General features: G+C 62.2%; 21 protein-coding genes. 10 read left to right on the top strand and 11 right to left on the bottom strand.

Annotated elements, in window-relative coordinates:
• Positions 1–56: 56 nt before the first annotated feature.
• Entirely contained in the window at positions 57–1,385 is a 1,329-nt protein-coding gene (gene miaB, locus HU731_RS12080; protein WP_003194438.1) for a tRNA (N6-isopentenyl adenosine(37)-C2)-methylthiotransferase MiaB, read from the bottom strand.
• A 130-nt stretch (positions 1,386–1,515) separates the two neighbouring features.
• Between miaB and HU731_RS12075 the strand changes: the two genes are divergently transcribed.
• Positions 1,516–1,842: a DUF1820 family protein gene (locus tag HU731_RS12075; RefSeq protein WP_003215457.1), complete on the top strand. Its 327-nt coding sequence runs from the start codon at positions 1,516–1,518 to the stop codon at positions 1,840–1,842.
• Positions 1,843–1,969: 127 nt separating this feature from the next.
• On the opposite strand, the gene HU731_RS12070 is transcribed toward HU731_RS12075, so the two are convergent.
• From HU731_RS12070 to HU731_RS12055, 4 genes are all read right to left on the bottom strand, one after another.
• A complete protein-coding gene (locus HU731_RS12070) occupies positions 1,970–2,524 on the bottom strand; it encodes a tetratricopeptide repeat protein (RefSeq protein WP_003194434.1) in 555 nt (184 codons plus the stop codon).
• Positions 2,525–2,750: 226 nt separating this feature from the next.
• Positions 2,751–4,034 (bottom strand): glutamate-1-semialdehyde 2,1-aminomutase, encoded by a 1,284-nt coding sequence (gene hemL / locus HU731_RS12065; RefSeq protein ID WP_032895176.1) that lies wholly within the window; start codon positions 4,032–4,034, stop codon positions 2,751–2,753.
• Positions 4,035–4,045: 11 nt separating this feature from the next.
• On the bottom strand, positions 4,046–4,675 hold the full coding sequence (gene thiE / locus HU731_RS12060) for a thiamine phosphate synthase (RefSeq protein WP_186607128.1): 630 nt from the start codon (positions 4,673–4,675) through the stop codon (positions 4,046–4,048).
• 30 nt (positions 4,676–4,705) lie between these two features.
• On the bottom strand, positions 4,706–5,503 hold the full coding sequence (locus tag HU731_RS12055) for a hydroxymethylpyrimidine/phosphomethylpyrimidine kinase (protein WP_186607129.1): 798 nt from the start codon (positions 5,501–5,503) through the stop codon (positions 4,706–4,708).
• Between the two features lie 275 nt (positions 5,504–5,778).
• Between HU731_RS12055 and HU731_RS12050 the strand changes: the two genes are divergently transcribed.
• The 4 genes from HU731_RS12050 (at position 5,779) to HU731_RS12035 (ending at position 12,421) form a co-directional block, all read left to right on the top strand.
• Positions 5,779–8,178, top strand: coding sequence for a hybrid sensor histidine kinase/response regulator (locus HU731_RS12050; RefSeq protein ID WP_186607130.1), 2,400 nt, complete (start codon positions 5,779–5,781; stop codon positions 8,176–8,178).
• 196 nt (positions 8,179–8,374) lie between these two features.
• A complete protein-coding gene (locus HU731_RS12045) occupies positions 8,375–10,027 on the top strand; it encodes an acyl-CoA dehydrogenase family protein (protein ID WP_186607131.1) in 1,653 nt (550 codons plus the stop codon).
• Positions 10,028–10,241: 214 nt separating this feature from the next.
• A complete protein-coding gene (gene amn, locus HU731_RS12040) occupies positions 10,242–11,714 on the top strand; it encodes an AMP nucleosidase (RefSeq protein WP_153475217.1) in 1,473 nt (490 codons plus the stop codon).
• A gap of 71 nt (positions 11,715–11,785) precedes the next feature.
• Complete coding sequence (locus tag HU731_RS12035) at positions 11,786–12,421, top strand: pseudouridine synthase (RefSeq protein ID WP_078466467.1); 636 nt, start codon at positions 11,786–11,788, stop codon at positions 12,419–12,421.
• Here the strand turns inward: HU731_RS12035 and HU731_RS12030 are convergent.
• Together HU731_RS12030 and HU731_RS12025 are read right to left on the bottom strand one after the other, a co-directional pair.
• Positions 12,416–12,625 (bottom strand): DUF2788 domain-containing protein, encoded by a 210-nt coding sequence (locus HU731_RS12030; RefSeq protein ID WP_016773053.1) that lies wholly within the window; start codon positions 12,623–12,625, stop codon positions 12,416–12,418. The genes HU731_RS12035 and HU731_RS12030 overlap by 6 nt on opposite strands.
• A gap of 227 nt (positions 12,626–12,852) precedes the next feature.
• Complete coding sequence (locus tag HU731_RS12025; protein ID WP_003194418.1) at positions 12,853–13,332, bottom strand: Lrp/AsnC family transcriptional regulator; 480 nt, start codon at positions 13,330–13,332, stop codon at positions 12,853–12,855.
• Positions 13,333–13,759: 427 nt separating this feature from the next.
• On the opposite strand from HU731_RS12025, the gene HU731_RS12020 reads away from it, so the two are divergent.
• Positions 13,760–14,641 carry a DUF6515 family protein gene (locus HU731_RS12020; RefSeq protein ID WP_186607132.1) on the top strand — a complete coding sequence of 294 codons (882 nt, stop codon included), beginning with the start codon at positions 13,760–13,762 and terminating at the stop codon, positions 14,639–14,641.
• Here HU731_RS12020 and HU731_RS12015 read toward each other — a convergent pair.
• Positions 14,638–15,531 carry a cation diffusion facilitator family transporter gene (locus HU731_RS12015; RefSeq protein ID WP_056791968.1) on the bottom strand — a complete coding sequence of 298 codons (894 nt, stop codon included), beginning with the start codon at positions 15,529–15,531 and terminating at the stop codon, positions 14,638–14,640. The two genes, HU731_RS12020 and HU731_RS12015, sit on opposite strands and share 4 nt — an antisense overlap.
• A 9-nt stretch (positions 15,532–15,540) precedes the next feature.
• Positions 15,541–15,960, bottom strand: coding sequence for a periplasmic Zn2+ metallochaperone PmcY (gene pmcY / locus HU731_RS12010; RefSeq protein ID WP_186607133.1), 420 nt, complete (start codon positions 15,958–15,960; stop codon positions 15,541–15,543).
• A 253-nt stretch (positions 15,961–16,213) separates the two neighbouring features.
• Here pmcY and hrpB point away from each other — a divergent pair, with 253 nt between their 5' ends.
• On the top strand, positions 16,214–18,721 hold the full coding sequence (gene hrpB / locus HU731_RS12005; protein ID WP_186607134.1) for an ATP-dependent helicase HrpB: 2,508 nt from the start codon (positions 16,214–16,216) through the stop codon (positions 18,719–18,721).
• Between the two features lie 121 nt (positions 18,722–18,842).
• On the opposite strand, the gene HU731_RS12000 is transcribed toward hrpB, so the two are convergent.
• Together HU731_RS12000 and HU731_RS11995 are read right to left on the bottom strand one after the other, a co-directional pair.
• Entirely contained in the window at positions 18,843–19,931 is a 1,089-nt protein-coding gene (locus tag HU731_RS12000; RefSeq protein ID WP_186607135.1) for an endonuclease/exonuclease/phosphatase family protein, read from the bottom strand.
• Between the two features lie 41 nt (positions 19,932–19,972).
• The gene (locus HU731_RS11995; protein ID WP_034133780.1) at positions 19,973–20,632 is read right to left on the bottom strand and encodes a DUF7847 domain-containing protein; all 660 of its coding nucleotides are present in this window, start codon (positions 20,630–20,632) and stop codon (positions 19,973–19,975) included.
• 181 nt (positions 20,633–20,813) lie between these two features.
• On the opposite strand from HU731_RS11995, the gene HU731_RS11990 reads away from it, so the two are divergent.
• The 3 genes from HU731_RS11990 (at position 20,814) to HU731_RS11980 (ending at position 22,760) form a co-directional block, all read left to right on the top strand.
• Positions 20,814–21,527, top strand: coding sequence for a DUF2076 domain-containing protein (locus HU731_RS11990; protein ID WP_186607136.1), 714 nt, complete (start codon positions 20,814–20,816; stop codon positions 21,525–21,527).
• 119 nt (positions 21,528–21,646) lie between these two features.
• Complete coding sequence (locus HU731_RS11985) at positions 21,647–22,123, top strand: LabA-like NYN domain-containing protein (protein ID WP_003194396.1); 477 nt, start codon at positions 21,647–21,649, stop codon at positions 22,121–22,123.
• Between the two features lie 25 nt (positions 22,124–22,148).
• Positions 22,149–22,760 carry a 3'-5' exonuclease gene (locus HU731_RS11980; protein WP_054896175.1) on the top strand — a complete coding sequence of 204 codons (612 nt, stop codon included), beginning with the start codon at positions 22,149–22,151 and terminating at the stop codon, positions 22,758–22,760.
• Positions 22,761–22,843: the final 83 nt, after the last annotated feature.

The following is a 22,843-nucleotide window of genomic DNA, read 5'->3' as shown; positions in this document are numbered from 1 at the left end:
GACTGGCATTAAAGCAAGCCAGCTCCCACATTTTGATCTTCGTCAGGTCAGCGAGATCAGTTGATCAACGAGCCACGCAACGAGTGTGGCTGCGCCGCATCAATGTGCACATCGGCAAACTGGCCGATCAGCGTGGGATTGTCGCAGCGGAAGTTGACGATTCGGTTGTTCTCGGTACGCCCCTGCAACTCACCCGGGTCTTTCTTCGAATAATCGGTGACCAGAATGCGCTGGATCGAACCGACCATTTGTCGGCTGATTTCAAAGCCCTGTTGATTGAGGCGATGTTGCAGCGCGTTCAAACGCTCTTTTTTCAACGCCTCCGGGGTTTCATCCAGCAGGTCGGCAGCCGGGGTGCCCGGGCGCTGGCTGTAGACGAACGAGTAGGAGAAGTCGAAACCGACGTCTTCGATCAGCTTCATGGTCTGCTGGAAATCTTTCTCGGTTTCACCCGGGAAGCCGACGATAAAGTCCGAGCTGATGCAGATGCCTGGCACGGCGGCGCGCAGTTTGCGCAATTTGGATTTGTATTCCAGCGCGGTGTGGTTGCGCTTCATCGCCGACAGAATGCGGTCCGAACCCGATTGCACCGGCAAGTGCAGGTGCTTGACCAGCTCTGGTACTTCGGCGTGGGCCTGGATCAGGCTGTCGGAAAACTCCAACGGGTGCGAGGTGGTGTAGCGGATGCGCTCGATGCCGTCGACGGCGGCGACCACGCGGATCAATTCCGCCAGGTCGGCCAGGCGCCCGTCATCGGTCTGGCCACGGTAGCCGTTGACGTTCTGGCCCAGCAGGGTCACTTCGCGCACGCCGTTTTCAGCCAGGTGGATGATTTCTGCCAGCACATCGTCAAACGGCCGGCTGACTTCTTCGCCACGGGTGTAAGGCACCACGCAGAAGGTGCAGTACTTGCTGCAGCCTTCCATCACCGACACATAGGCGCTCGGCCCGTCGATGCGCGGTTCGGGCAGATGGTCGAATTTTTCGATTTCGGGGAACGACACGTCCACTTGCGGCAGCTTGGTGACGCGTGCGGCGTCGATCATTTCCGGCAGGCGGTGCAGCGTTTGCGGGCCGAACACCACATCGACATAGGGCGCGCGGTCGCGGATCGCAGCGCCTTCCTGGCTGGCCACGCAACCGCCGACGGCGATCACCATGTCCGGGTTGGCCAGTTTCAATTCACGCCAGCGGCCCAGCTGCGAGTACACACGGTCCTGGGCCCGCTCGCGGATCGAGCAGGTATTGAGCAGGATCACGTCGGCATCTTCGGCGCGGGCAGTGACTTCCAGGGCCTGGTGTTCGCCCAGCAAGTCGACCATGCGCGAGCTGTCGTACTCGTTCATCTGGCAACCGTGGGTTTCGATGTAAAGCTTCTTGGCCATGGGAATCGTCAACTGGTGGTAAAGAACCGCGCATTATAGGGGGCATGCCCATTGGTTCCTAGCGCTGTGCATCGGGTGCCATGCTATAGTTCGCGCCCTCTTTTATATCCCCATGTGTTGTTCGCCCACCATGACCAAACGTGAAGCTCCAATCTATAAGGTGATTTTCCTCAACCAGGGCCAGGTGTTCGAAATGTACGCCAAGCAGATCTATCAAAGTGATCTGTGGGGCTTCCTGGAGGTGGAAGAGTTCGTCTTTGGCGAGCGCACCCAATTGGTAGTCGACCCAGGCGAAGAAAAGCTCAAGGCCCAGTTCGAAGGCGTGGTGCGCAGCTTTGTGCCGATGCATTCGATTGTGCGCATCGATGAGGTCGAGCGCCTGGGGACGCCGAAGATCAGTGAGGCTCGGGGCATGAGCAATGTGATGCCGTTTCCGATGCCGATGCCTGAGAAGTAGGGCTTTAGACCGAGGGGTGTCTATCGCAGGCAAGCCAGCTCCCACACTCGACCGCGTTTCAATGCTGGAATGCAGTCAACTGTGGGAGCTGGCTTGCCTGCGATAGCGATGTAAGGTCTACAAAAAATCAGGGAAGGGGTGAGAACGGCGAACGCCCATCAGCACTCTGCAATTCTTGCAGGTAGTTGCGGAAAATCTGCCCCAGCACCTGGGTTGCCACTTCCAGTTCATCGCGCTGCATGTGCTCGGCGACTTCGTCGGCGGTGTCCAGTGCGTCTTCAGCGCCGTTGACCGCGGCCATTTTCAGCACGATGTACGCCTGGACGTTGTTGGCCGGCACGCCTTCGCCTTTGAAGAACATGTTGCCCAACTGGTATTGCGCCTGGGCGTGGCCCTGCAACGAGGCTTTCTCGAAGTAGCTCAACGCTTTGTTGAGATCAACGGCCGGGTTCTTGCTGTCGTGGTAGTACTCGCCCAACTCGTATTGCGCCTGCGCATCCCCGTCCTCGGCCTGTTTCTGGCACGCGCTCAGGGCTTCGGCCTGGCTGTCTGGCTGGGTATTGAGGGTGCAACGACCCATCGCTGGGATTAACAACGAGTTGCCGCCGGCCTGGGCATGTGCCAGTAGCGGTTGAAGGAGCAACAGGCAGCCCAGAACCAGGGTGCGGCCGGTGCGTTTCATGGGAATCGACTTACCTCTGACGGGGCGCGCGGACCCTCGAGGGAGTCCAATAAGCGCGCATTATGAAATAAGCAGGCCTCTGCTTACAAAGTCTTTACTCGTTTTTCTGCTGCTTAGGCAAGTTATCTGCCGGATTGCAGGGCAATTCTCGAAAAAACCAGGAATTGTCTGTAAGCAAAGTAGCAAATCTGACGCTGCCAGGGGCAACGTCAGCGGTTGCCGTCACTTATTTCAGGGCCGCAAAGGCGCGCTCGGCAGCATCCAGGGTCAATTTCAGTTCGGCTTCGCCATGGGCGATCGACGTGAAGCCGGCTTCAAAGGCGCTCGGTGCCAGGTACACGCCGCCTTCGAGCATCAGGTGGAAGAAGCGCTTGAACAGCTCGGCATCGCTGCCCATCACGTCATCGAAGGTGACGATATCGTCGGCGCCGCTGAAGTACAGGCCGAACATGCCACCGGCCTGGGTGGTCACGAACGGGATGCCAGCGGCATCGGCGCGCTGTTGCAGGCCGTCGAGCAGGCGTGTGGTGTAGTCGGTCAGTTCGGCGTGGAAGCCCGGGCGGCTGATCAGGCGCAGGGTGGTCAGGCCGGCGGCCATTGCCAGCGGGTTACCCGACAAGGTGCCTGCCTGGTAGACCGGGCCGAGCGGGGCGATGTGTTGCATGATCTCGCGCTTGCCGCCGAAGCAGCCTACCGGCATGCCGCCGCCGATGATCTTGCCGAAGGTGCTCAGGTCCGGCGTGACGCCGTAGTAAGCCTGGGCGCCACCAAGGGCGACCCGGAAACCGGTCATCACTTCGTCAAAAATCAGCACCACGCCATGCTTGTCGCACTGCTCGCGCAGGCCCTCAAGGAAACCCGGTGCCGGGGGTACGCAGTTCATGTTGCCGGCGACTGGCTCGACGATGATGCACGCCACGTCCTGGCCAACTTCGCTGAGCATCTGCTCGACGGCGGCGATGTCGTTGAACGGCAGGGTCAGGGTGTGCTTGGCGAACGCCGCAGGTACGCCAGCGGAATTGGGTACGCCTTGGGTCAGCGCGCCGGAGCCGGCTTTTACCAGCAGGCTGTCGGAGTGGCCGTGGTAGCAGCCTTCGAACTTGATGATGTTGTCACGGCCGGTAAAACCACGGGCCAGGCGGATCGCGCTCATGGTCGCTTCGGTGCCGGAGCTGACCATGCGTACCATCTCCATCGACGGCACGATCGAGCAGACCAGGTCGGCCATCTCGGTTTCCATTGCAGTCGGGGCGCCGTAGGACAAGCCGTGTTGCAGTTGCTGGCGCACCGCGTCCAGCACGTCCGGATGGCTGTGGCCGAGGATCATCGGGCCCCAGGAGCCGACGTAGTCGACATAGCGCTTGTCGTCTTCATCGGTGACGTAGGCGCCTTCGGCATGCTTGAAGAACAACGGCGTGCCGCCCACGCTCTTGAACGCACGCACGGGGGAGTTCACACCGCCGGGGATGTGTTTCTGGGCGTTGGCAAACAGGGTTTCGGAACGGGACATGATCGGGCTCTCTAAACTGAAGATTTAAGAAGGTCGTTGAATGCACGGGCGCGGCGGGTGACTTCCTGGGTGCTGTCGGCACCGAACAGGCCATGGACCACGGCGAGCAGGTCGGCCCCGTGGGCCACCAGCGGCTCGGCGTTCTCCAGGGTGACGCCGCCGATCACGCAGATCGGCAGGTGCAGGCGCTTGCGGGCCTGGGCCAGCATGTCAACGGTGGCGGCAGGTGCGCCGGGTTTGGTCGTGGAATTAAAGAAACGGCCGAAGGCGACATAGCTGGCGCCTTCTTTGGCGGCCTGTTCGGCCAGCTCGATCTGGCTGTGGCAGGTGGCGCCGATGATCGCCTTGGCGCCGAGCAGTGCCCGGGCCGAGGTCATCGGGCCGTCGGTCTGGCCCAGGTGCACGCCGACGCCCAGGCGCGCGGCCAGTTCGGCATCGTCGTTGATGATCAATTGAGTTTTGTAGCGCGAGCACAGTTCATACAGCTTTTCGGCTTCACGCAGGCGCCGTGCCTCGTCGCTGCTCTTGTCGCGGTACTGCAACAGGGTGACGCCACCGTCCAGCGCCGCCTCGACGTAGGCGAGGAATTTGCCGGCCAACAGTTGGCTGTCGGTAATGGCGTAAAGGCCGCGTAGTTTCATCGGGCAAACCCCTTGCTGACGAGCGATAAGTTACGAGCAGAAATCCAGCGGCAATCGGCGCGGCACGAACTGGCCCTGGCCGAGTTGTTCGGCATCGCGCAGGGTACGCCACGTGTAGTTGAGGGCCGTTTGCACGGCGCTGGCCAACCCTTCGCCTTGGGCAATGCGCCCGGCCAGCGCACTGGCCAAGGTGCAACCCGAGCCGTGATAACTGCCGGGCAAGCGCTGGCAGGTAAAGGTCTGGCGCGTACCGTCGCGGCTGTACAGACGGTTGTGCACTTCGTGCTCATCGCCATGGCCGCCGGTGATCAGCAGGTGCTTGATGTACGGCAGCAGCTTCTCGGCGCAGTCGTCGGCGCTGCCGTCGGGCAGTTCCGCGAGGATCCGCGCTTCTGGCAGGTTGGGGGTGGCGATCAATGACAAGGGCAGCAGCCGCTCGCGCATCGCATAACCGACCTCGTCCTTGCCCAGGCTACCGCCGCCGCCGGCGCGCAGCACCGGGTCGCAGACCACCGGCAAATGCGGGTGCGCCTGCAGCAGTTCGATCACGGTGTCGACCATCGCGGTGGAGCCGAGCATGCCCAGCTTGACTGCCGCAACTTCAGAGTCGCCGAGCACGGCATTGGCCTGGGCCAGTACCCACTCACGGTCAAGCACGCGGAAGTCACTGACATTGACGGTGTTTTGCACGGTCAACGCGGTGACGGCCGGGGCCGCGTGGCAACCCTGGGCGAGCAGGGCTTCGATATCTGCCTGCAGGCCGGCGCCCCCACTGGGGTCGTGGCCGGAGAGACAGAGGACAACGGGGCGAGAACTGTAGATATTCATGGTGCGCGAGCTTACCACCAAACGCTTTTTGCGTGGCTGCCTGGCGATGGCAGAAGTTTGCCGCTGCGGCGCGACTTGCCGTGGCTGAGCGCTGCACTGAAATGAGCTGAAAGCATTGTCCTAGAGCTGTCCTAAAAAAAGTTCCTGCGGTGGCTAATGGCTTTTACTGGCTATGCTAAAGTGCATCCAAACAACTTACTGTATCGCCGGTGTACGTCTTCTCAAAAGGAATGGGGGGCTTTTGACACAACCGGACCAGGCTACGCTGGGGCTCTATGCGCTATTTGCTGATGTTTATATTGTGCGGGCTGCCGATGCTCGCCAGCGCCGTCGAGTTCAACCAGGACACGCGAAGCCTCCCGTTGGGCCGGGTCATGCAGGTGCTCGAAGACCCAACCGATGCCCTCACCATCGCCGATGTCAGTTCTCCCGCCTATGCCGCCCAATTCAAGACCCATGACAAAGACACCCTCAATGCCGGCTATTCACGCTCGGTGTTCTGGCTGAAGGTCAACCTGCACTACACCGCCACAGACCCCCGCGCACCACGCACCTGGTTTTTGGAGCTGGCCTACCCGCCGCTCAATCGCCTGGACCTTTACCAGAACGACGGTACCGGGAATTACCGCCTCACCGCCCGCACCGGCAGCGCGTTGCCGTTTTCCAGCCGTGAGGTGAGCCAGAGCAACTACCTGTTCAAGCTCAGCTTCTTGCCCGACCAGCAACAAACCGTCTACCTGCGCTTGCAAAGCCAAGGCTCTATCCAGGCGCCGCTGACATTGTGGGCCGGCACCGCCTATATGGAAGAGCAACCGCTGCGTTTGTATGTGCTGGGGGCCATCTACGGTGTGTTGCTGGGCATGCTGATCTACAACCTGTTCATCTACCTGAGCGTGCGCGACACCAGCTACCTGTATTACATCCTCTATATCGCCTCGTTCGGCTTGTATCAGTTGTCGGTCAATGGTGTAGCGGTGGAGTACTTCTGGCCGAACAACCCGTGGTGGGCGAATGCGGCGGTTCCCTTTCTGATCGGCTCGGCGGCCTTGTTCGGCAGCCTGTTCGCGCGCAGCTTCCTGCACACCGCGCAGCACAGCCGCTGGCTCAACCGCATCCTGCTGGCGCTGGCGGCCTGTGGTGGGGTGGTGATGGCACTGGCGTTGTTGACCAGTTACGCCGTGGCCCTGCGCCTGGCTACTGCGCTGGCGCTGGTGTTTACCGTGACCATCTTTGTGGCGGCCATCAAGGCCTGGTACTGCGGGCAGCGCATGGCGCGTTATTTCATCATCGCCTGGTCGGCCTTCCTGCTCGGCGGGGTGGTCAATACCCTGATGGTGTTGGGTTACCTGCCTAACGTATTCCTGACCATGTACGCCAGCCAGCTCGGTTCAGCCATTGAAGTGGCGCTGTTGTCCCTGGCTCTGGCCGACCGTATCAACGGCATGCGCGAACAACAGGCACAGATTCTGCTCGATGCCAGCCAGAAACTCGAAGCGCTCAACCAGCAACTGGCCCGCAGCAACCGCCTCAAAGACGAATTTCTCGCCACCCTGACCCACGAACTGCGCACGCCGATGAACGGTGTGATCGGCTCGTTGGAGCTGATGCAAACCGTGTCATTGGACGATGACATGACGCAATACCAGCAAACCGCCGCCGGCTCGGCGCGGGACATGATGCGCATGGTCAACGGCATCCTCACCCTCACCGAGTTGCAGGCCGGTCGCCTAGTGGCCCAGCCGCAAGTGTTCAGCCTGCGCGGCACGCTCGACACCTTGCGCCAGCAGTTCACCGGCAGCGCCCAGAGCAAGGGCCTGGCGTTCTCCATTGATATAGCCGATGAGGTACCGGATCGGCTGATCGGCGATGCCGACAAACTGCTCCAGTGCCTGGATTGCCTGCTCGATAACGCCTTCAAATTCACCCACGTCGGCGCGGTGCGCTTGCGGGTGGTGGGCGTGCCGCAAGGGAATGGCGCCTTGCACCTGAGCTTTATCGTCACCGACACCGGTATCGGCTTCGCCTTTCTCGATGAGGCCACGCTGTATCAGCGTTTCTTCCAGCTCGATGGTTCGATGACGCGTGAATACGGCGGCCTGGGCATTGGCCTGGCGATCTGCCGGCAGTTGATCGAACTGCTGGGCGGGCGTCTGACCCATCATTCGGAGCCCCGTAAAGGCAGCCGCTTCCAGTTGGACGTGGACGTCAGTGCCGTGCCGCAGCAGGTGACGCCGGCCACGCAGATGCTGCCTGCACAGCGTGCGCCTCAGGAATGCACGGTGCTGCTGGTGGACGACAACAGCGTGGGCCAGTTGGCGGTGCGTGGCATGTTGCTCAAGCTCGGTTACCGGGTCAAAACCGTGGACAGCGGCCCGGCGGCCCTCGCTGCATTGCAAGGGCACAGCTTCGACGCCGTGCTGTTGGACGTGCCAGAGGGTGGCTTTTCGTTGTGCTGCCAGATTCGCGCACTGCCCGGCTGCGGTGAATTGCCGGTGATCGCCCTGAGCGCTTCGCCCACTGGGCCGGAGCGTGAGCGCTGCCATGGTATTGGCATGACGGATCGGCTGGCCAAGCCGGTGCGTTTCGACGCCTTGCAGGCGGCGCTTGAGCGCAGCGTGCTGTGTGCGGATGAGGGTGAAAGCGCCGAGCATTCGGCGCGTATGCCACTTTTTTAAGCGCGGTGGCGATGCTTAACTGGAAAAACCGGCCTCAATCGATCCGTGTTTTTTGTAGGAGCGAGCTTGCTCGCGAAGAACCTCAACGATAACGCGCCCCGCCTGGGTTAGCGCGTTACGCTCAGGTTTTTCGCGAGCAAGCTCGCTCCTACAGGCAGCCTGAAATCGACGTGGCCTTTTTTTCAGGAGGCCCGTCATGAACCTGCATCAGTTTGCCGAAACCCACGACGTTACCAACCAGCCACCGTCCCTGGACGGCACCAACCTGTATCGCATCGACGTGCCTTTGCAGGAATGGTCGCGCCGCTTTGGCGCCGGCTGGGCCGAGTCGCGCATGGATGCCTACGGCGCGCTGGCGGGTGGGCCGTTGATGGCGGCCGGGTTCCTGGCCAACCAGAACAAACCGGTGTTCAGCAGTCATGACCGTTATGGCCATCGCATTGACCTGGTGGAGTTTCACCCGGCTTATCACGAACTGATGCGCACCGCCGTCGAGCATGGCCTGCCGTCGTTGCCGTGGGCCCATCCGCAGGCTGGCGCCCATGTGGCGCGCGCGGCGATGACGTACCTGCACAGCCAGGCCGAAGCCGGCAGCGGTTGCCCGCTGACCATGACCTTCGCCTGCGTCCCGGCTTTGCGCCTGCAACCTGCGCTGGCGGACTTCTGGCTGCCGAAGATCCTCAATACTCAGTACGACCCGCGCAATGTCGGTATCGCCCACAAGGCCGGCGCCACTATCGGCATGGCCATGACCGAGAAGCAGGGCGGCACCGACGTGCGCGCCAACACCACCCGCGCCTACCCCGTGGGCGCGGGCGGCCCCGGCCAAGCCTACGAGCTGGTGGGGCATAAGTGGTTCTGCTCGGCGCCGATGTGCGATGGTTTCCTGACCCTGGCCCAGACCGACAAGGGCCTGACCTGTTTCCTGCTGCCCCGGCACCGTCCGGATGACACGCGCAACGAGTTCTACATCCAGCGCTTGAAGAACAAACTCGGCAACTGCTCCAACGCTTCCAGTGAAGTGGAGTTTCGCGGGGCCCTGGCTTGGATGGTCGGTGAAGAAGGCCGCGGCGTTCCAACCATCATCGAAATGGTCGCCATGACCCGCTTCGATTGCATGGTCGGCTCCAGCGCCTTGATGCGCCAGGCGCTGACCCAGGCCAGCCATCACTGCGCCCATCGCCAGGTGGGTGGCCGCGTGCTCAGCGAGCAGCCGCTGATGCAGAACGTGCTGGCCGACCTGGCCCTGGAAAGCGAAGCGGCCCTGGCCTTGAGCCTGCGCATGGGGCGCGCCCTGGATCATCTGGATGAGGCGCATGAAGCCAAATTCGCCCGGCTGGTCACGGCCGTGGGCAAATACTGGATCTGCAAGCGCGCGCCCGCGATGATCAACGAAGCCGCCGAATGCATGGGCGGTGCCGGGTATGTGGAAGACAGCATCCTGCCGCGCCTTTACCGCGAGGCACCGGTGAATTCGACGTGGGAAGGTTCCGGCAATGTGCAGTGCCTGGACGTATTGCGTGCACTGTCCAAAGAGCCCGGTGTGCTTGAGGTGCTGTTTGTCGAACTGGGCGATGGCCACGGCCACAAACAGTTGGCGCGGCATATCGAGCAGTTGAAGGCGGCGTTCATGGACACCCAGGACATCCAGTATCGGGCGCGGCAACTGACCGAGGACATCGCCCTGGCGTTGCAGGCCAAGTTGCTGTTGGAGGCGGGCAATGCGGCGGTCAGCGATGGGTTTATCGCCAGCCGGTTGGGTGAGTCGTCGGGGCGCGTATATGGCACCTTGCCGCGTGGCGTCGACGTGGAAGCGATTGTCACCCGCTCAACCCCGACGTTTCCTTGAATCAACACGGTCAACTGTAGGAGCGAGCTTGCTCGCGAAAAACGTCAACGATAACGCGTGTTTCCTGAATAAACGCGGCGCCTATGGGTTTCTCGCGAGCAAGCTCGCTCCTACATGGTATTACCCCTCCCACATTTTAAGGTGCATTCCAATCCTGTGGTTTCGGTGACGCTTGGATACAGGCAAGATAAAGGCCTGCAAGTCAGAACACAGGATGCTTACCGTGACCGAAGCTTTTGTTGTCGTTAAAACCGCCGAAGAAGCCGTGGACCGGCTGGCGGCGCTGCATGAGCGTGCCACTGGCGCGCTCAACCAGGCGCTCAAGCAATACCTCAAGGACCGCGTCGAGCCCGACGCCGCGCAGCGCGCGTTGTTTCGCTACCCGGAACTGCGCCTGACTTACCACTGCCACGGTGAAGTCCCACAGACCACTCGGGCGTACGCCAAGGTGCAACTGCCGGGTACCTACAGCGTCACCGTGACCCACCCGGCCGCGTTCCGTAAGTACCTGCTGGAGCAACTGGTGCCGCTGATGCACGACTTCACCGTGACGGTGGAAGTAGGCGTCAGCCAGCAGAACATCCCGTACCCCTATGTGGTGGAGCAGGGCGATGAACTGGCCGGCTCCGGCGTTACCGCCGCGACCCTGGCTCGCGTGTTTCCCAGTACCGACCTGTCCGCCGCCACCGATGGCATTGCCGATGGCCTGTACGACTGGGAAAACACCGACCCGCTGCCCCTGGCCCTGTTCGATGCCGCCCGCGTGGACTTTTCCCTGCGTCGCCTGGTGCATTACACCGGCAGCGACTGGCGCCATGTGCAGCCGTGGATCCTGCTGACCAACTACCACCGCTACGTGGACCAGTTCATCCTGCATGGCCTGGAGCAACTGCGCAGTGACCCGCGTTTTATCCGCATGGTGCTGCCCGGCAACGTGGTGATCGACAAGAGCATGGACCACGGCGAAGCCTCGGCCATTGCCGCCGGCGTGGTGTGGCACCGCTACCAGATGCCGGCGTATCACCTGCAAGCCACTGATGGCCACGGCGTGACCCTGGTGAACATCGGCGTGGGCCCGTCCAACGCCAAGAACATCACCGACCACCTGGCCGTATTGCGCCCGCATTGCTGGCTGATGATCGGCCACTGCGGCGGCCTGCGCCAATCCCAGACCATCGGCGACTACGTACTGGCCCACGCCTATATGCGCCGCGACGGAATTCTCGACCGCGTGGTACCGCCGAACATCCCGATTCCGGCCCTGGCCGAAGTGCAGTTGGCGCTTCAGCAGGCGGCGGCCAAGGTCACTGGCGAAAAAGGCGAAGAGCTGAAAAAACGCCTGCGCACCGGCACCGTGCTGACCTATGACGACCGTAACTGGGAACTGCGCTGGGCCCAGGAGCGCCCGCTGATCAACCTGTCCCGCGCCGTGGCCGTGGACATGGAAAGCGGCACCATCGCCGCCCAGGGTTACCGTTTGCGCGTACCTTACGGCACCTTGTTATGCGTATCGGACAAACCCTTGCACAGCGAGATCAAGCTGCCAGGCTCGGCCAACGCGTTCTATGAGCGTGCGGTCAGCCAGCACTTGAAGATCGGCATCGAGGCGGTGGACCTGTTGCGCACCGAACTCAACTCCTTGCACTCGCGCAAACTGCGCAGCTTCGACGAGCCGCCGTTCCGCTAAGCGGTTGGGATGGTCATTTAGCGGTCAGGCCACTAGCATTGTCGGTCCTGACCGTTAGATGTTCCTTTGCCATGTCCCGTCCCACTCGTCCCGATTCGCGCCGCCCTGGCGTGAAACCTCCGCACTCTGCCGCTCGCCGCGTTGCCAAGGCGCCACCGGCCGAGCCGAAGTTGATCCTGTTCAATAAACCTTTCGACGTGCTGACCCAGTTCAGCGACGAAGGCGGGCGCGCGACCCTCAAGGACTTTATTGATATTCCCGGTATTTACCCGGCAGGGCGCCTGGACCGGGACAGCGAGGGCCTGCTGCTGTTGACCAACGATGGTCAGCTACAAGCGCGGATTGCCGACCCCAAGCACAAGCTGGCGAAAACTTACTGGGTGCAGGTGGAAGGCGAGCCGACTGAAGAACAGCTGCAACGCTTGCGCGATGGCGTCGAACTGAACGACGGGATGACCTTGCCTGCCGAGGCACGGCAACTGGATGAACCAGCATTATGGCCGCGCAACCCGCCGGTGCGTTTTCGTAAAAGCGTGCCCACCCACTGGCTGGAATTGGTGATTCGCGAAGGGCGTAACCGCCAGGTACGGCGCATGACCGCGGCAGTAGGCTTGCCGACCCTGCGCCTGGTGCGCGTGCGTATTGGTGAGTGGTCGATCGACGGCCTGGATCAAGGCCAGTGGAAGGCAGTGCCGGCGCGTTTATAAAGCGCCGGACTCGATCAGGCCGATTACCACGCTCTTGATGATGAACGCGGCCACGCCCAGGCCCAGCACGAAAAACAGGATGAACGAACCAAAGCGCCCGGCCTTGGATTTCTTCGCCAGGTCCCAGACGATAAAGCCCATGAAAATGATCAGGATGCTGACCAGGCCAGTCATCATCCATTCTTCAAACAGGGCGGGGTCGATGTTGTTCATGGGGCTCTTCCGACAAGACAAGCGAGCAGTATACGGCAGCGTCACACCGGCAACATTGACCTGAGTCCTGCACGGTCAAACTGTGGGGGCCCTGATGCCACTGTAGGAGCGAGCTTGCTCGCGAAAAACTCACAGACGCCGCGTTCATTCAGGAGGCACGCGTTATCGTTAACGTTTTTCGCGAGCAAGCTCGCTCCTACAGTTGAACATCGTTGTTCTCAGGTGCGCAGGTGGGTCAGGGGCAGTTCGGTGCTGTTCAATACCTGATTGAGCACAAAGCTGGAACGCACGCTGGTCACGCCTTCAATCCGCGTCAGGTGGCCCAGCAGCAGCTTCTGATAATGGTCCATGTCCGGCACCACCACCTTCAACTGATAGTCCGCATCCATGCCGGTCACCAAACTGCACTCCAGCACTTGCGGCAGGGTGCGGATGGCGGCTTCGAAATTCTCGAAGCGTTCCGGCGTGTGACGGTCCATGCCGATCAGCACGTAGGCCGTAAGGCTCAGGCCGAGCATCTTGCGGTCGAGCAGGGCGACCTGGCGGGCGATGTAGCCGTCGTCTTCCAATTGCTTGACCCGGCGTGAGCAGGGCGAAGGCGACAGGCCGATGCGTTCGGCCAGCTCCTGGTTGGAGATCCTCGCGTCGCGCTGCAATTCCGCCAGAATACTCAGGTCGTATCGGTCAAGCTTGCTCATTGGGTTGGCCTTTGTCGTAACTATTGCGGTGAATTATCCATGAAGGGTTAAAAATTGCGCAAGCACTGTTTATTGACGCAATCTTCGCAATCCTCTGCCCGCCCGCCACGCCTATGATTACCAACAGAATCACCGCCTGGACAACAGTCCACAGCAACGCGCCCAATCAGGCCCGTTGCGGCCGCCGCCCCAGCAGGGTTGAGCCGGCCTCCAGGCTGCACATTGTCCACAAGACGGCGTGAGGTGAGCCAACGTCAAAAGCGTTGAGCCAGGACGAAATTCTCAAGGGGTGGCCGACGGGTCACCCCTTTTTCTTTGTGCGCGTTTTGCCTTCAGAAAATAGTTCTCGTGACTGATAACCTGTCTCAGAACCGGGCGAGGCTTTTCCAGTCTCATGATCAAGCCCCAATCCGCAGTGAGGAAAAGCATGAAGCGCATCTGGCGTATGGCAGGTGTTGGTTTGCTGGTGGTCAGCGTCGGCTCCCAGGCAATGGCCGACGAACGCGATAACTCACCGGGCCAGGGGCATGGGCCGCAGGGGCAGCATGAACGGGGCCCCGAAGGTGGGCCGCGGCCTGAGCATAACCTGCCGATCCAGGGCCGGCCCGACACCGTGCGCCAGACCCAGGAGCCGCGCCAGGGTTATTACCGTGATATTCCCAGACGCCCCGATGACAACAGGCATTGGGAGGCCGGTGGCCCTGGGCCGCGTGTGGGCAATGACCATCCCAACTATAACCGCTGGCCAGGTCGCCCCGACGGTCATGGCAATGGCTGGGGCCCAGGCCCGCAGCATCGCCCCGGTTATGTCATCGACCGTTTCCCAGACCGCAATTACCGCGTGCCTTACCGTGGCCAGGACTACTTCTTCTCGGGTGGCTACTGGTATCGCCCCCAAGGCCCTCGCTACGTAGTGGTGACGCCGCCCTACGGCATCCGCGTGCATTACCTGCCGGACTACGCACGTGAAGTGTGGGTAGGCGGCTCGCTGTTGTTCCTCGCCGCTGGCGCCTATTACGCCTACGAGCAAAGCACCCAGCAATACGTGGTGGTGCAGCCGCCGGCGCAAGTGCCATCACCCCAGCCAGCGCCGCAAGGCAACGGCTATGACGTAGTGGCCTATCCTGTCAATGGCCAATCCCCGGCCCAGGTCCAGCAGGACGGCTACGACTGTTATCGCTGGGCGGTGCAACAAAGTGGCTTCGACCCGCGCACCGTCACCTACGCCCCGGACCCTGCGGTGGTGCAAACCTACCGCCAGGCCCAGGGCAACTGCCTGGGCAGTCGGGGGTATCAGGTGCAGTACTAGGCCTTGTTACCGGTGACCACTTCGCGTGGGTCGGCGTGCACCAGCACTTCGGCTTTCGGGTATTCCCGGTGAATGGCATCGGCGGCCTGGTCGCTGATGCCATGGGCCACCGACAGCGTCAATTCCCCCGGCAACTCCAGGTGCAACTGCACAAACCAGTGGTTGCCGGAAACCCGCGTACGCAAGTCGTGGGCACCCAGCACGCCGGGCACGCCACGGGCCAGTTCCAGCATGTGCTGGCTGACGTCCGGCGGTAACTCCTCATCCATCAGCACGGCAAAGCTTTCCCGGGCGATCTGGATCGCGCTCCACAGAATGTAGGCGGCGATTCCCAGGCCGAACCAGGCGTCGACCTGATGAAAGCCCACCCCAGCCAACACCAGCGCAATCAGGATGCTGCCATTGAGCAGCAAGTCTGAGCGGTAATGCAGCGAGTCGGCACGCACCGCGTTGGAGCCGGTCTCGCGCACCACGCGGTGTTGCAGCATCAGCAGGGCCACGGTCAGCGCCAGGGACAAAATAATTACGCCGATACTCAACCACGGTGCCCCGACCGGCTCCGGATGCTTGAGCCGTTCATAGGCCTGCAGCGCAATCAGCACCGCACTGCCGGCGATAAACAAGGCCTGCGCCATCCCCGCCAGCGACTCCGCCTTGCCGTGTCCATAGCGGTGATCGTCATCGGCCGGGCGCAGGGCGTAATGCACCGCCAGCAAGTTCAACAGCGAGGTCACGCCGTCGAGCAGTGAGTCGGTCAACCCGGCGAGCATGCTCACCGAGCCGCTGAGCCACCAGGCGATGGCCTTGGTCACAATCAACACACAGGCCACGCCCACCGAGGCGCGGGTGGCCAGGCGCAAGAGCCTTGCGTGTTCGGGGCTGCTGGTCATGGGCAGCCCTTACGCGGCAGGCTGCAGGCCCAGGGCCGCCAGTTGCTGCACGCTGCCCTTGAACTGGATCAGGCGTGGGTCGTCCAGCGGCAAGGTGCGGCCGGTTTCTTTCTGGATGATGCTTTGCAGCTTGGCGTTATCAACCGTGCCGTCGGCGCCGATGGCTTCGTGCAGTTTCTCGGGGTCGACCTGAGCTGTTTTGCCCGGCTCGAAGTAAATAGCGCCCGTGGCGAAGTCGACACCGAAGGCGATCAGCCCGGGGATCACATAAAACAACAGGCCGAGGGCATCGAGTACCGCGATGGTCGGGTCGATCTTGCCGTCGATCTGGCCACGGCGGTCGGGGTAGAAAATCGACCCGCAGGCGGTGAGTTGGCTCAGCAGGGTGACGGCGAGGACACCGCCGATGACACGGGAAGCGATACGCATGAAAAAGTCTCCTGAACATATTTAAGGGTGACTATAAGCCAGATCGGCCAGACGCCGATGAACCAATGTGGGAGCTGGCTTGCCTGCGATTGCGACGGTTCAAAAAATACAGCGGCAACTGTCACACCGCTATCGCAGGCAAGCCAGCTCCCACCTTTGACTGCATTCACAGCCCAAAGCGTGGGTGTTTTTGAGACCCGCATCGGCATCCGGCAGTTCGCCGTTATACTCGCCGCTCTGCTTTGGAGCCAGTATGAATTCGTTGCCGATCGATGATGTTTTACCCGCCCTGCGTGACGCCTTGGCGCATCGCCATGAAGCCGTGCTGGAAGCGCCCCCCGGCGCCGGTAAAACCACCCGCGTGCCCTTGGCCTTGTTGCATGAGCCGTGGCTTGCCGGGCAAACCATCCTGATGCTCGAACCTCGGCGCCTGGCCGCGCGTGCTGCTGCCGAACGGCTGGCCAGTGAGCTGGGCGAAAAGGTCGGTGAGACCGTGGGCTACCGCATCCGCCTGGACAGCAAAGTCGGCCCCAATACGCGTATCGAGGTGGTCACCGAAGGCATCCTCACTCGCCGCCTGCAGGACGACCCGGCGCTGGATGGCGTGGGCCTGTTGATCTTTGACGAGTTCCACGAGCGCAGCCTCGATGCCGACCTGGCGCTGGCCTTGAGCCTCAACGGTCGCGAGTTGTTTCGCGACGAGCAGCCGCTGAAAATCCTGCTGATGTCCGCCACCCTTGAAGGCGAACGCCTGGCCGGCCTGCTGGATGACGCGCCGATCCTGCGCAGTGAGGGACGCATGTTCCCGGTGCAGATGCGCTGGGGGCGACCCTACCAGGCCGGCGAGTTTATCGAGCCGCGCGTGGTGCAGACCATCCTCGAAGCCCTGCATGACGAGACCGGCAGCGTGCTCGTTTTTTTGCCGGGGCAAGCGGAGATTCGCCGGGTCAACCAGCAACTGGCCGACGCCCTGGGTGATCGCCCTGATGTGCTGCTGTGCCCCCTGCATGGCGAGCTGGACCTCAATGCCCAGCGCGCCGCCATCGACCCGGCACCGGCCGGCAAGCGCAAAGTGGTGCTGGCCACCAACATCGCCGAGACCAGCCTGACCATCAACGGCGTGCGCGTGGTGATCGACGCCGGGCTGGCGCGGGTGCCGCGTTTCGACCCCGGCAGCGGCATGACCCGCCTCGACACCCAGCGCATCTCCCGCGCCAGCGCCACCCAACGCGCCGGCCGGGCAGGGCGGTTGGAGCCGGGGGTGTGTTACCGATTGTGGTCCGAAGACCAGCACGACGGTCTGGCCGCTTATGGCAGCGCGGAAATCCTCGCCGCCGACCTGGCGGGGCTGGCCTTGCAACTGGCCCGTTGGGGTGTGACGCCCAACCAGTTGGTGTGGCTGGACGTACCACCGACTGCCGCGTATGCCCAGGCTCAGGATCTGTTGCAACGCCTCGGCGCATTGAGCGAAGAAAACCTCACCGCCCATGGCCAGAAGATGGCCGAGTTGCCCGCTCACCCGCGTATTGCCCATCTGTTATTGCGTGGCCAGGACTTGGGTCTCGCCGCCACCGCCTGCGACGTGGCAGCCCTGTTGGGCGAACGCGACATCTTGCGCGGCGGCGGTGCCGATTTGCACAGCCGCCTGGCGCTGATGTCCGGTGAAGAACGTGCGCGCGGCACCCAAGGTGGCGTGCAGCGCGCAAAGCAGTTTGCACGGCAATACCGTGGCTACCTGCGCGGCAAGGCGACCCAGCCGGTGGACAACCCCGACCACCCACGCTGGCTCGGCGCCTTGCTGGCGCTGGCCTACCCGGACCGCGTCGCCCAACAACGCCGCCCCGGTGGCGCTGAATACCGCCTGGCCAATGGCCGAGCGGCGTTGTTTGCCGAAGCCGACAGCCTGATGAAACAACCCTGGCTGGTGATCGCCGACCTGGGCAGCCGCCAGGGCCAGCGCGAAGAGCGCATCTACCTGGCGGCGGATTTTGACCCGGCGCTGTTCGACACAGTACTGGCCGAGCAAGTGCGCAACGTCGACCAACTCGACTGGGACGAGCGCGAAGGCGTTCTGCGTGCCGAGCGCCAGCGCAAAGTCGGCGAACTGGTGCTCAGCCGTGAACCCTTGACCGGCCTCGACGAGTCCGCCCGCAGCCAGGCGCTGGTCAACCTGGTGCGCCGCAAAGGCCTGGAACTGCTGCCCTGGACCCCGGAACTGCGCCAATGGCAAGCCCGTGTGATGCTGCTGCGCCAATTGGACGCCGGCAAAACCAGCGAGTGGCCTGACCTCAGCGACAAGGCCCTGCTCGCCAGCCTTGAGCATTGGCTGATGCCTTACCTGGGCAAGGTCTCGCGCCTCAGCCATTTTGCCAACTTGGATATCTCCAGCTACCTGCATAACCTGCTTCCCTGGCCCTTGCCCCAACGCCTGGAAGAGTTGGCGCCGCAGCATGTGAAAGTGCCGTCGGGGTCATCGGTGCGCCTGGACTACAGCGAACAGCCGCCTATTTTGGCGGTGCGCTTGCAGGAATTGTTCGGGCTGGCAGACACCCCGCGTATTGCCGGCGGGCGCCTGGCCGTGAAGCTGCACCTGCTGTCCCCGGCGCGGCGGCCGGTGCAGGTCACGCAGGATCTAGCGAACTTCTGGCGCAGTACCTACGCCGAGGTGAAGAAGGATTTGAAAGGGCGCTACCCCAAGCATTACTGGCCGGATGACCCGTTGGTGGCCGAAGCGACGGCCCGGATCAAGCCGCGTAAGTAGGCGTGATGCAATTCAAATGTGGGAGCTGGCTTGCCTGCGATCGCATCGCTGCGGTGTCACTGAAAGACCGCATCGGCTGCATCGCAGGCAAGCCAGCTCCCACAAAGATTAATGGTGTAGGTTATTGCGCGGCAGGCAGCAGGAAGCGGGCAATGACCGGCAAATGGTTGGAGATGCGCAACGTGTCTTCCTGCCTCACCTTCGCCTCCACCCGCTTGATGCGCGGGCTGTAGAACAGGTAATCCAAGGTGCGATCCGGCCCGTCCAGGCCTGGGTCGTTGGGGAAGTGCGTCAGCCATTTCTCACGATCAACCCCGCTGGATTCGCTATTGCGCGGGATCATCGGGTACTTGTCCCACAGCAGGTGCAGCTCGCTGTCTGGCGAATACTGGCCACGCTTAGCCGCATCCAGGCGCAGGTATTGGCCCAGTGGCAGCAGGTTGAAATCCCCGCCGATCAACCAGGGCGTGCCCCGACCTTCGAATTTATCCAGCAGTTTGGCCGTGTCTTGCACTTGTTGTGCTGCTGCCGAGCGACCAGGTGCGCCGCCGTCCAGGCGTGTATTGAGCACGGCCAGTTGGCCGCCATCGCTCAAGGGCAGGTAAGTCAGTAGCAACGCAGGTTTAGGCTGGAACTGGCGGCTGATGAAGTTGGTTTCGGCGGCCGGCAGTTGCAGGCGTTCGGCGTGTTCGATCTGGTAGCGGCTGAGGGTAGCGAGCTTGCGCCCCACGCTACCGAAGATGTGCAGGCTGGGCACAAAGTCGGCTTTCCAGTCGAAGGCCTGGGTGCTGCATGGGTACAGATCCACCAGGCGCTCCTGCAACAGCGCAAGCTGGTCCTGATAGTGGGAAGGCTTGGCGCCTTCGTCGACTTCCTGCAACAGCAGGATGTCGGGCTGTTCGTCGCGAATCACCCGGGCCACTTCGTCGAGGCTGAAGGCCATGTCTTCGACGGTGGGGCGATCGTCCGGGCCGCTGCCGTCCGGGGTGTCGTACCAGAACACGTAGTTCTTGCCGGCCAGGTATTGCACATTCCAGGTCATGACCTTGAGCGCCTGCCCCGGCAACAGCGTCGGGGCGCGGGGTGCCACGCAGCTGACGGGCAGGGTCTCTTTGTCGGCAGGGCGCCAGGTCAGGCTGTAGATCAGCGCGGCCAGCAGGCCGGCGATGATCAACAGGCTCAACAGGGTGATGCGCAATAAACGGGTCATCGGCTCGGCTTATATGCGTGTCAGAAGAGCCACGGAGCATATCACCGCACGTCGGCGTCGCCACCGATCAGCATGAATAAACGGAACAACACCACGCTGGTGAACAGTTGCAGGAAGCTGTGGGCGCTGTCCATCAGCAGCCCCAGCAACGGCGCCGGCTCAGGGTACGCCGCCACGCTGGCGCCCTTGAGCAGCCACAGCGGCGTCATCACGCACAGCAGGCACACCAGGATGCGCCAGAAATGCCCACGGGTCAGGCGCAGGCTTTCCTTCATCGCCGCCAACGCCGGCATGCCGCGCAATACCAGCAGGTATTCGGCAAACGCCAGCACCACCATCAGCCACAAGCCCGGCAGGAAATACAGCGACAGCCCCAGCAGAATCAGCAAGGTGCTCATGGCCGTCAGCAGGGCAAAACGCGGCCACAGGCTCAAGGCCATGGCCCACACATCCTTGGTGCGCGGCGACTCGCCCCGGGTGCGGGCGTCGAGAAACAGGATCAGGGCGCCGGTGTACAGCGGGTACACCAATAAACCCACGACCACGCTGTAGCCGGGAAACGCATCCGGGCCCAGCGTGTGGTCCAGCACCTGTTGCAGCAAGGCTTCGAGGATCACCAACGGCAGGCACAGCTGGACGATGGCGCCCAGGTTGCGCTGGGTAAAGCGGAAGGAGTCGCGCAAAACGTCTAACGGATTCATCAGGGTCATCACAGGCCTGGAAGCAGAGGGCGACACTTTAACCGATCAGGCTCAAAGGGGCGCAAACGTAAACCTTGAGTAAAGACCATTGAAACAACTCGTAACATCCCCATAACTGAAATGCCCCTGGCCTGATCACAGGCGGGACGAGAATTTTTTATCGGCAATCTACGAGGTCGCCATGAACAGCGAAGAGCAAACCCTGATCGATGGACTGTTTTCACGGTTGCAGCAAGCCGAAACGGACTCAGCCCCCCGCGACGCCCAGGCCGAAGCGCGGATCAAGGAGCATATGGCTCGCCAACCCGCCGTCGGCTACTACATGACCCAGTCGATCCTGGTGCAGGAACATGCGCTGCAAAGCCTTGACGCGCAAAACAAGCAACAGGCCCAGCAGATCCAGCAATTGCAGGACGAGCTGCAACGGGCCAAGGCCACGCAACCTGCGCCGGCCAGCGGTGGTGGGTTCCTGTCGAGTATCTTTGGCGGCGGCTCCCGTGAGCCACAGCCTGCGCCGAGCAACTCAGGGGGCGGCTGGCGTGAGCCGGCGCGGCCCGCTTTTGGCCAGCCAGCGCCGCAACAGAACTACCAGCCACCTCAAGCACCGGTCGCCGCGCCAGCCGGCAGTGGCTTCCTCGGTGGCGCCATGAAGACCGCCGCGGGTGTGGCCGGTGGTGTGTTGCTGGCCGAAGGGATCAGCAGCCTGTTCCATCACAACTCGCAGCCGCAGGTAGTGGAGGAGATAATCGAACAACCGGCACCGGCCAGCGATCAAGGCAACTGGGGCAACGATGACCAGCAGTTCGCCGGCAATGACAGCTGGGGTGGCAACAATGCCGACAGCGATTTTTCGGACGATTCCTCTTCATTCGGCGACGACGATTCTTTCGTCTGACCCACACAGACCGGAACGCCACGGCGCTCCGGTCTGATTTTTTCCCGGCAACACTCCCTTGGCTGGCATACTGGCGCCCTTTCCGGGCGCTGGCGCCTGGCTGTCCATGAGGAAGTGCGGTGAAAAAAATTGCGGTGTTCGCCGATGTGCAAAACCTCTACTACACCGTGCGCCAGGCCTATGGTTGCCACTTCAACTACGCCGCCCTGTGGGCTGACATCAGCGCGCGCGGGCAGATTGTCGAGGCGTACGCCTATGCCATCGACCGTGGCGACAGCAAGCAGCAGCAGTTTCAGCAGATCCTGCGCAACCTGGGCTTTACGGTAAAACTCAAACCGTATATCCAGCGCAGCGATGGCTCGGCCAAGGGCGACTGGGACGTGGGCATCACCCTGGACATCATGGACGCCGCCGACCATGTCGACGAAGTCGTGCTGGCCTCCGGTGACGGTGATTTCGACATGCTGCTCGAGCGCATTATCCACAAGCATGGCGTGCGGGCCGTGGCCTACGGCGTGCCGGGGCTGACGGCCAACTCATTGATACGCGCCGCCAGCCACTACGTGCCGATCGAAGGCGCGTTGTTGCTCAAATAGATCGTTGAACGGAGTAGGAACAGGTTTGGAACGCATAGCGGTCATCGACTTTGAAACCACCGGCATCACCCCCAGCAGCCACTGCCGGGCCACGGAGATTGGCGTGGTCATCCTCGAGCGCGGGCAAATCGTGGACCGCTACCAGAGCCTGATGAACGCCGGCGTGCGTGTACCGGCCTTTATCGAACAGCTCACCGGCATCAGCAACGCCATGCTGCGCAGCGCGCCACCGGCTGAACGGGTGATGAACGAGGTCAATGAGTTCGTCGGCACCACGCCACTGATGGCGCACAACGCCGCGTTCGACCAGAAGTTCTGGGACTTTGAGCTGGGCCTGATCCGCCGCACCCGCCTGCAGAAATTCGCCTGCTCCCTGCTCCTGGCCCGCCGTCTCATGCCGGCTGCGCCCAACCACAAGCTCGGCACCCTCAACGCCTACGCCAAACTGCCCCACACCGGCCAGGCTCACCGGGCGCTGGCGGATGCGGAAATGGCTGCCAACCTCACGGCGCACCTGGCCCAGGAACTGCGCCAGACTCATGGTTTGCGCGAGCTGTCCCATGACCTGTTGTGCACCTTGCAGAAAGTGCCTGCGGCGAAGATCAATGAACACCTGAAGAAACATCGCGGGTTCTGATCCAGCCACCCCCCTCAAGAACACTGAAGCTCCAATGTGGGAGCTGGCTTGCCTGCGATAGCGGTGTATCAGCCAGCCATTTA

Origin of the sequence: Pseudomonas salmasensis, from assembly GCF_014268375.2 — a bacterium.
GTDB lineage: Bacteria > Pseudomonadota > Gammaproteobacteria > Pseudomonadales > Pseudomonadaceae > Aquipseudomonas > Aquipseudomonas salmasensis.
Note: the sequence above shows the minus strand (reverse complement) of the source record. Positions and strands in the feature narration are given on the sequence as shown.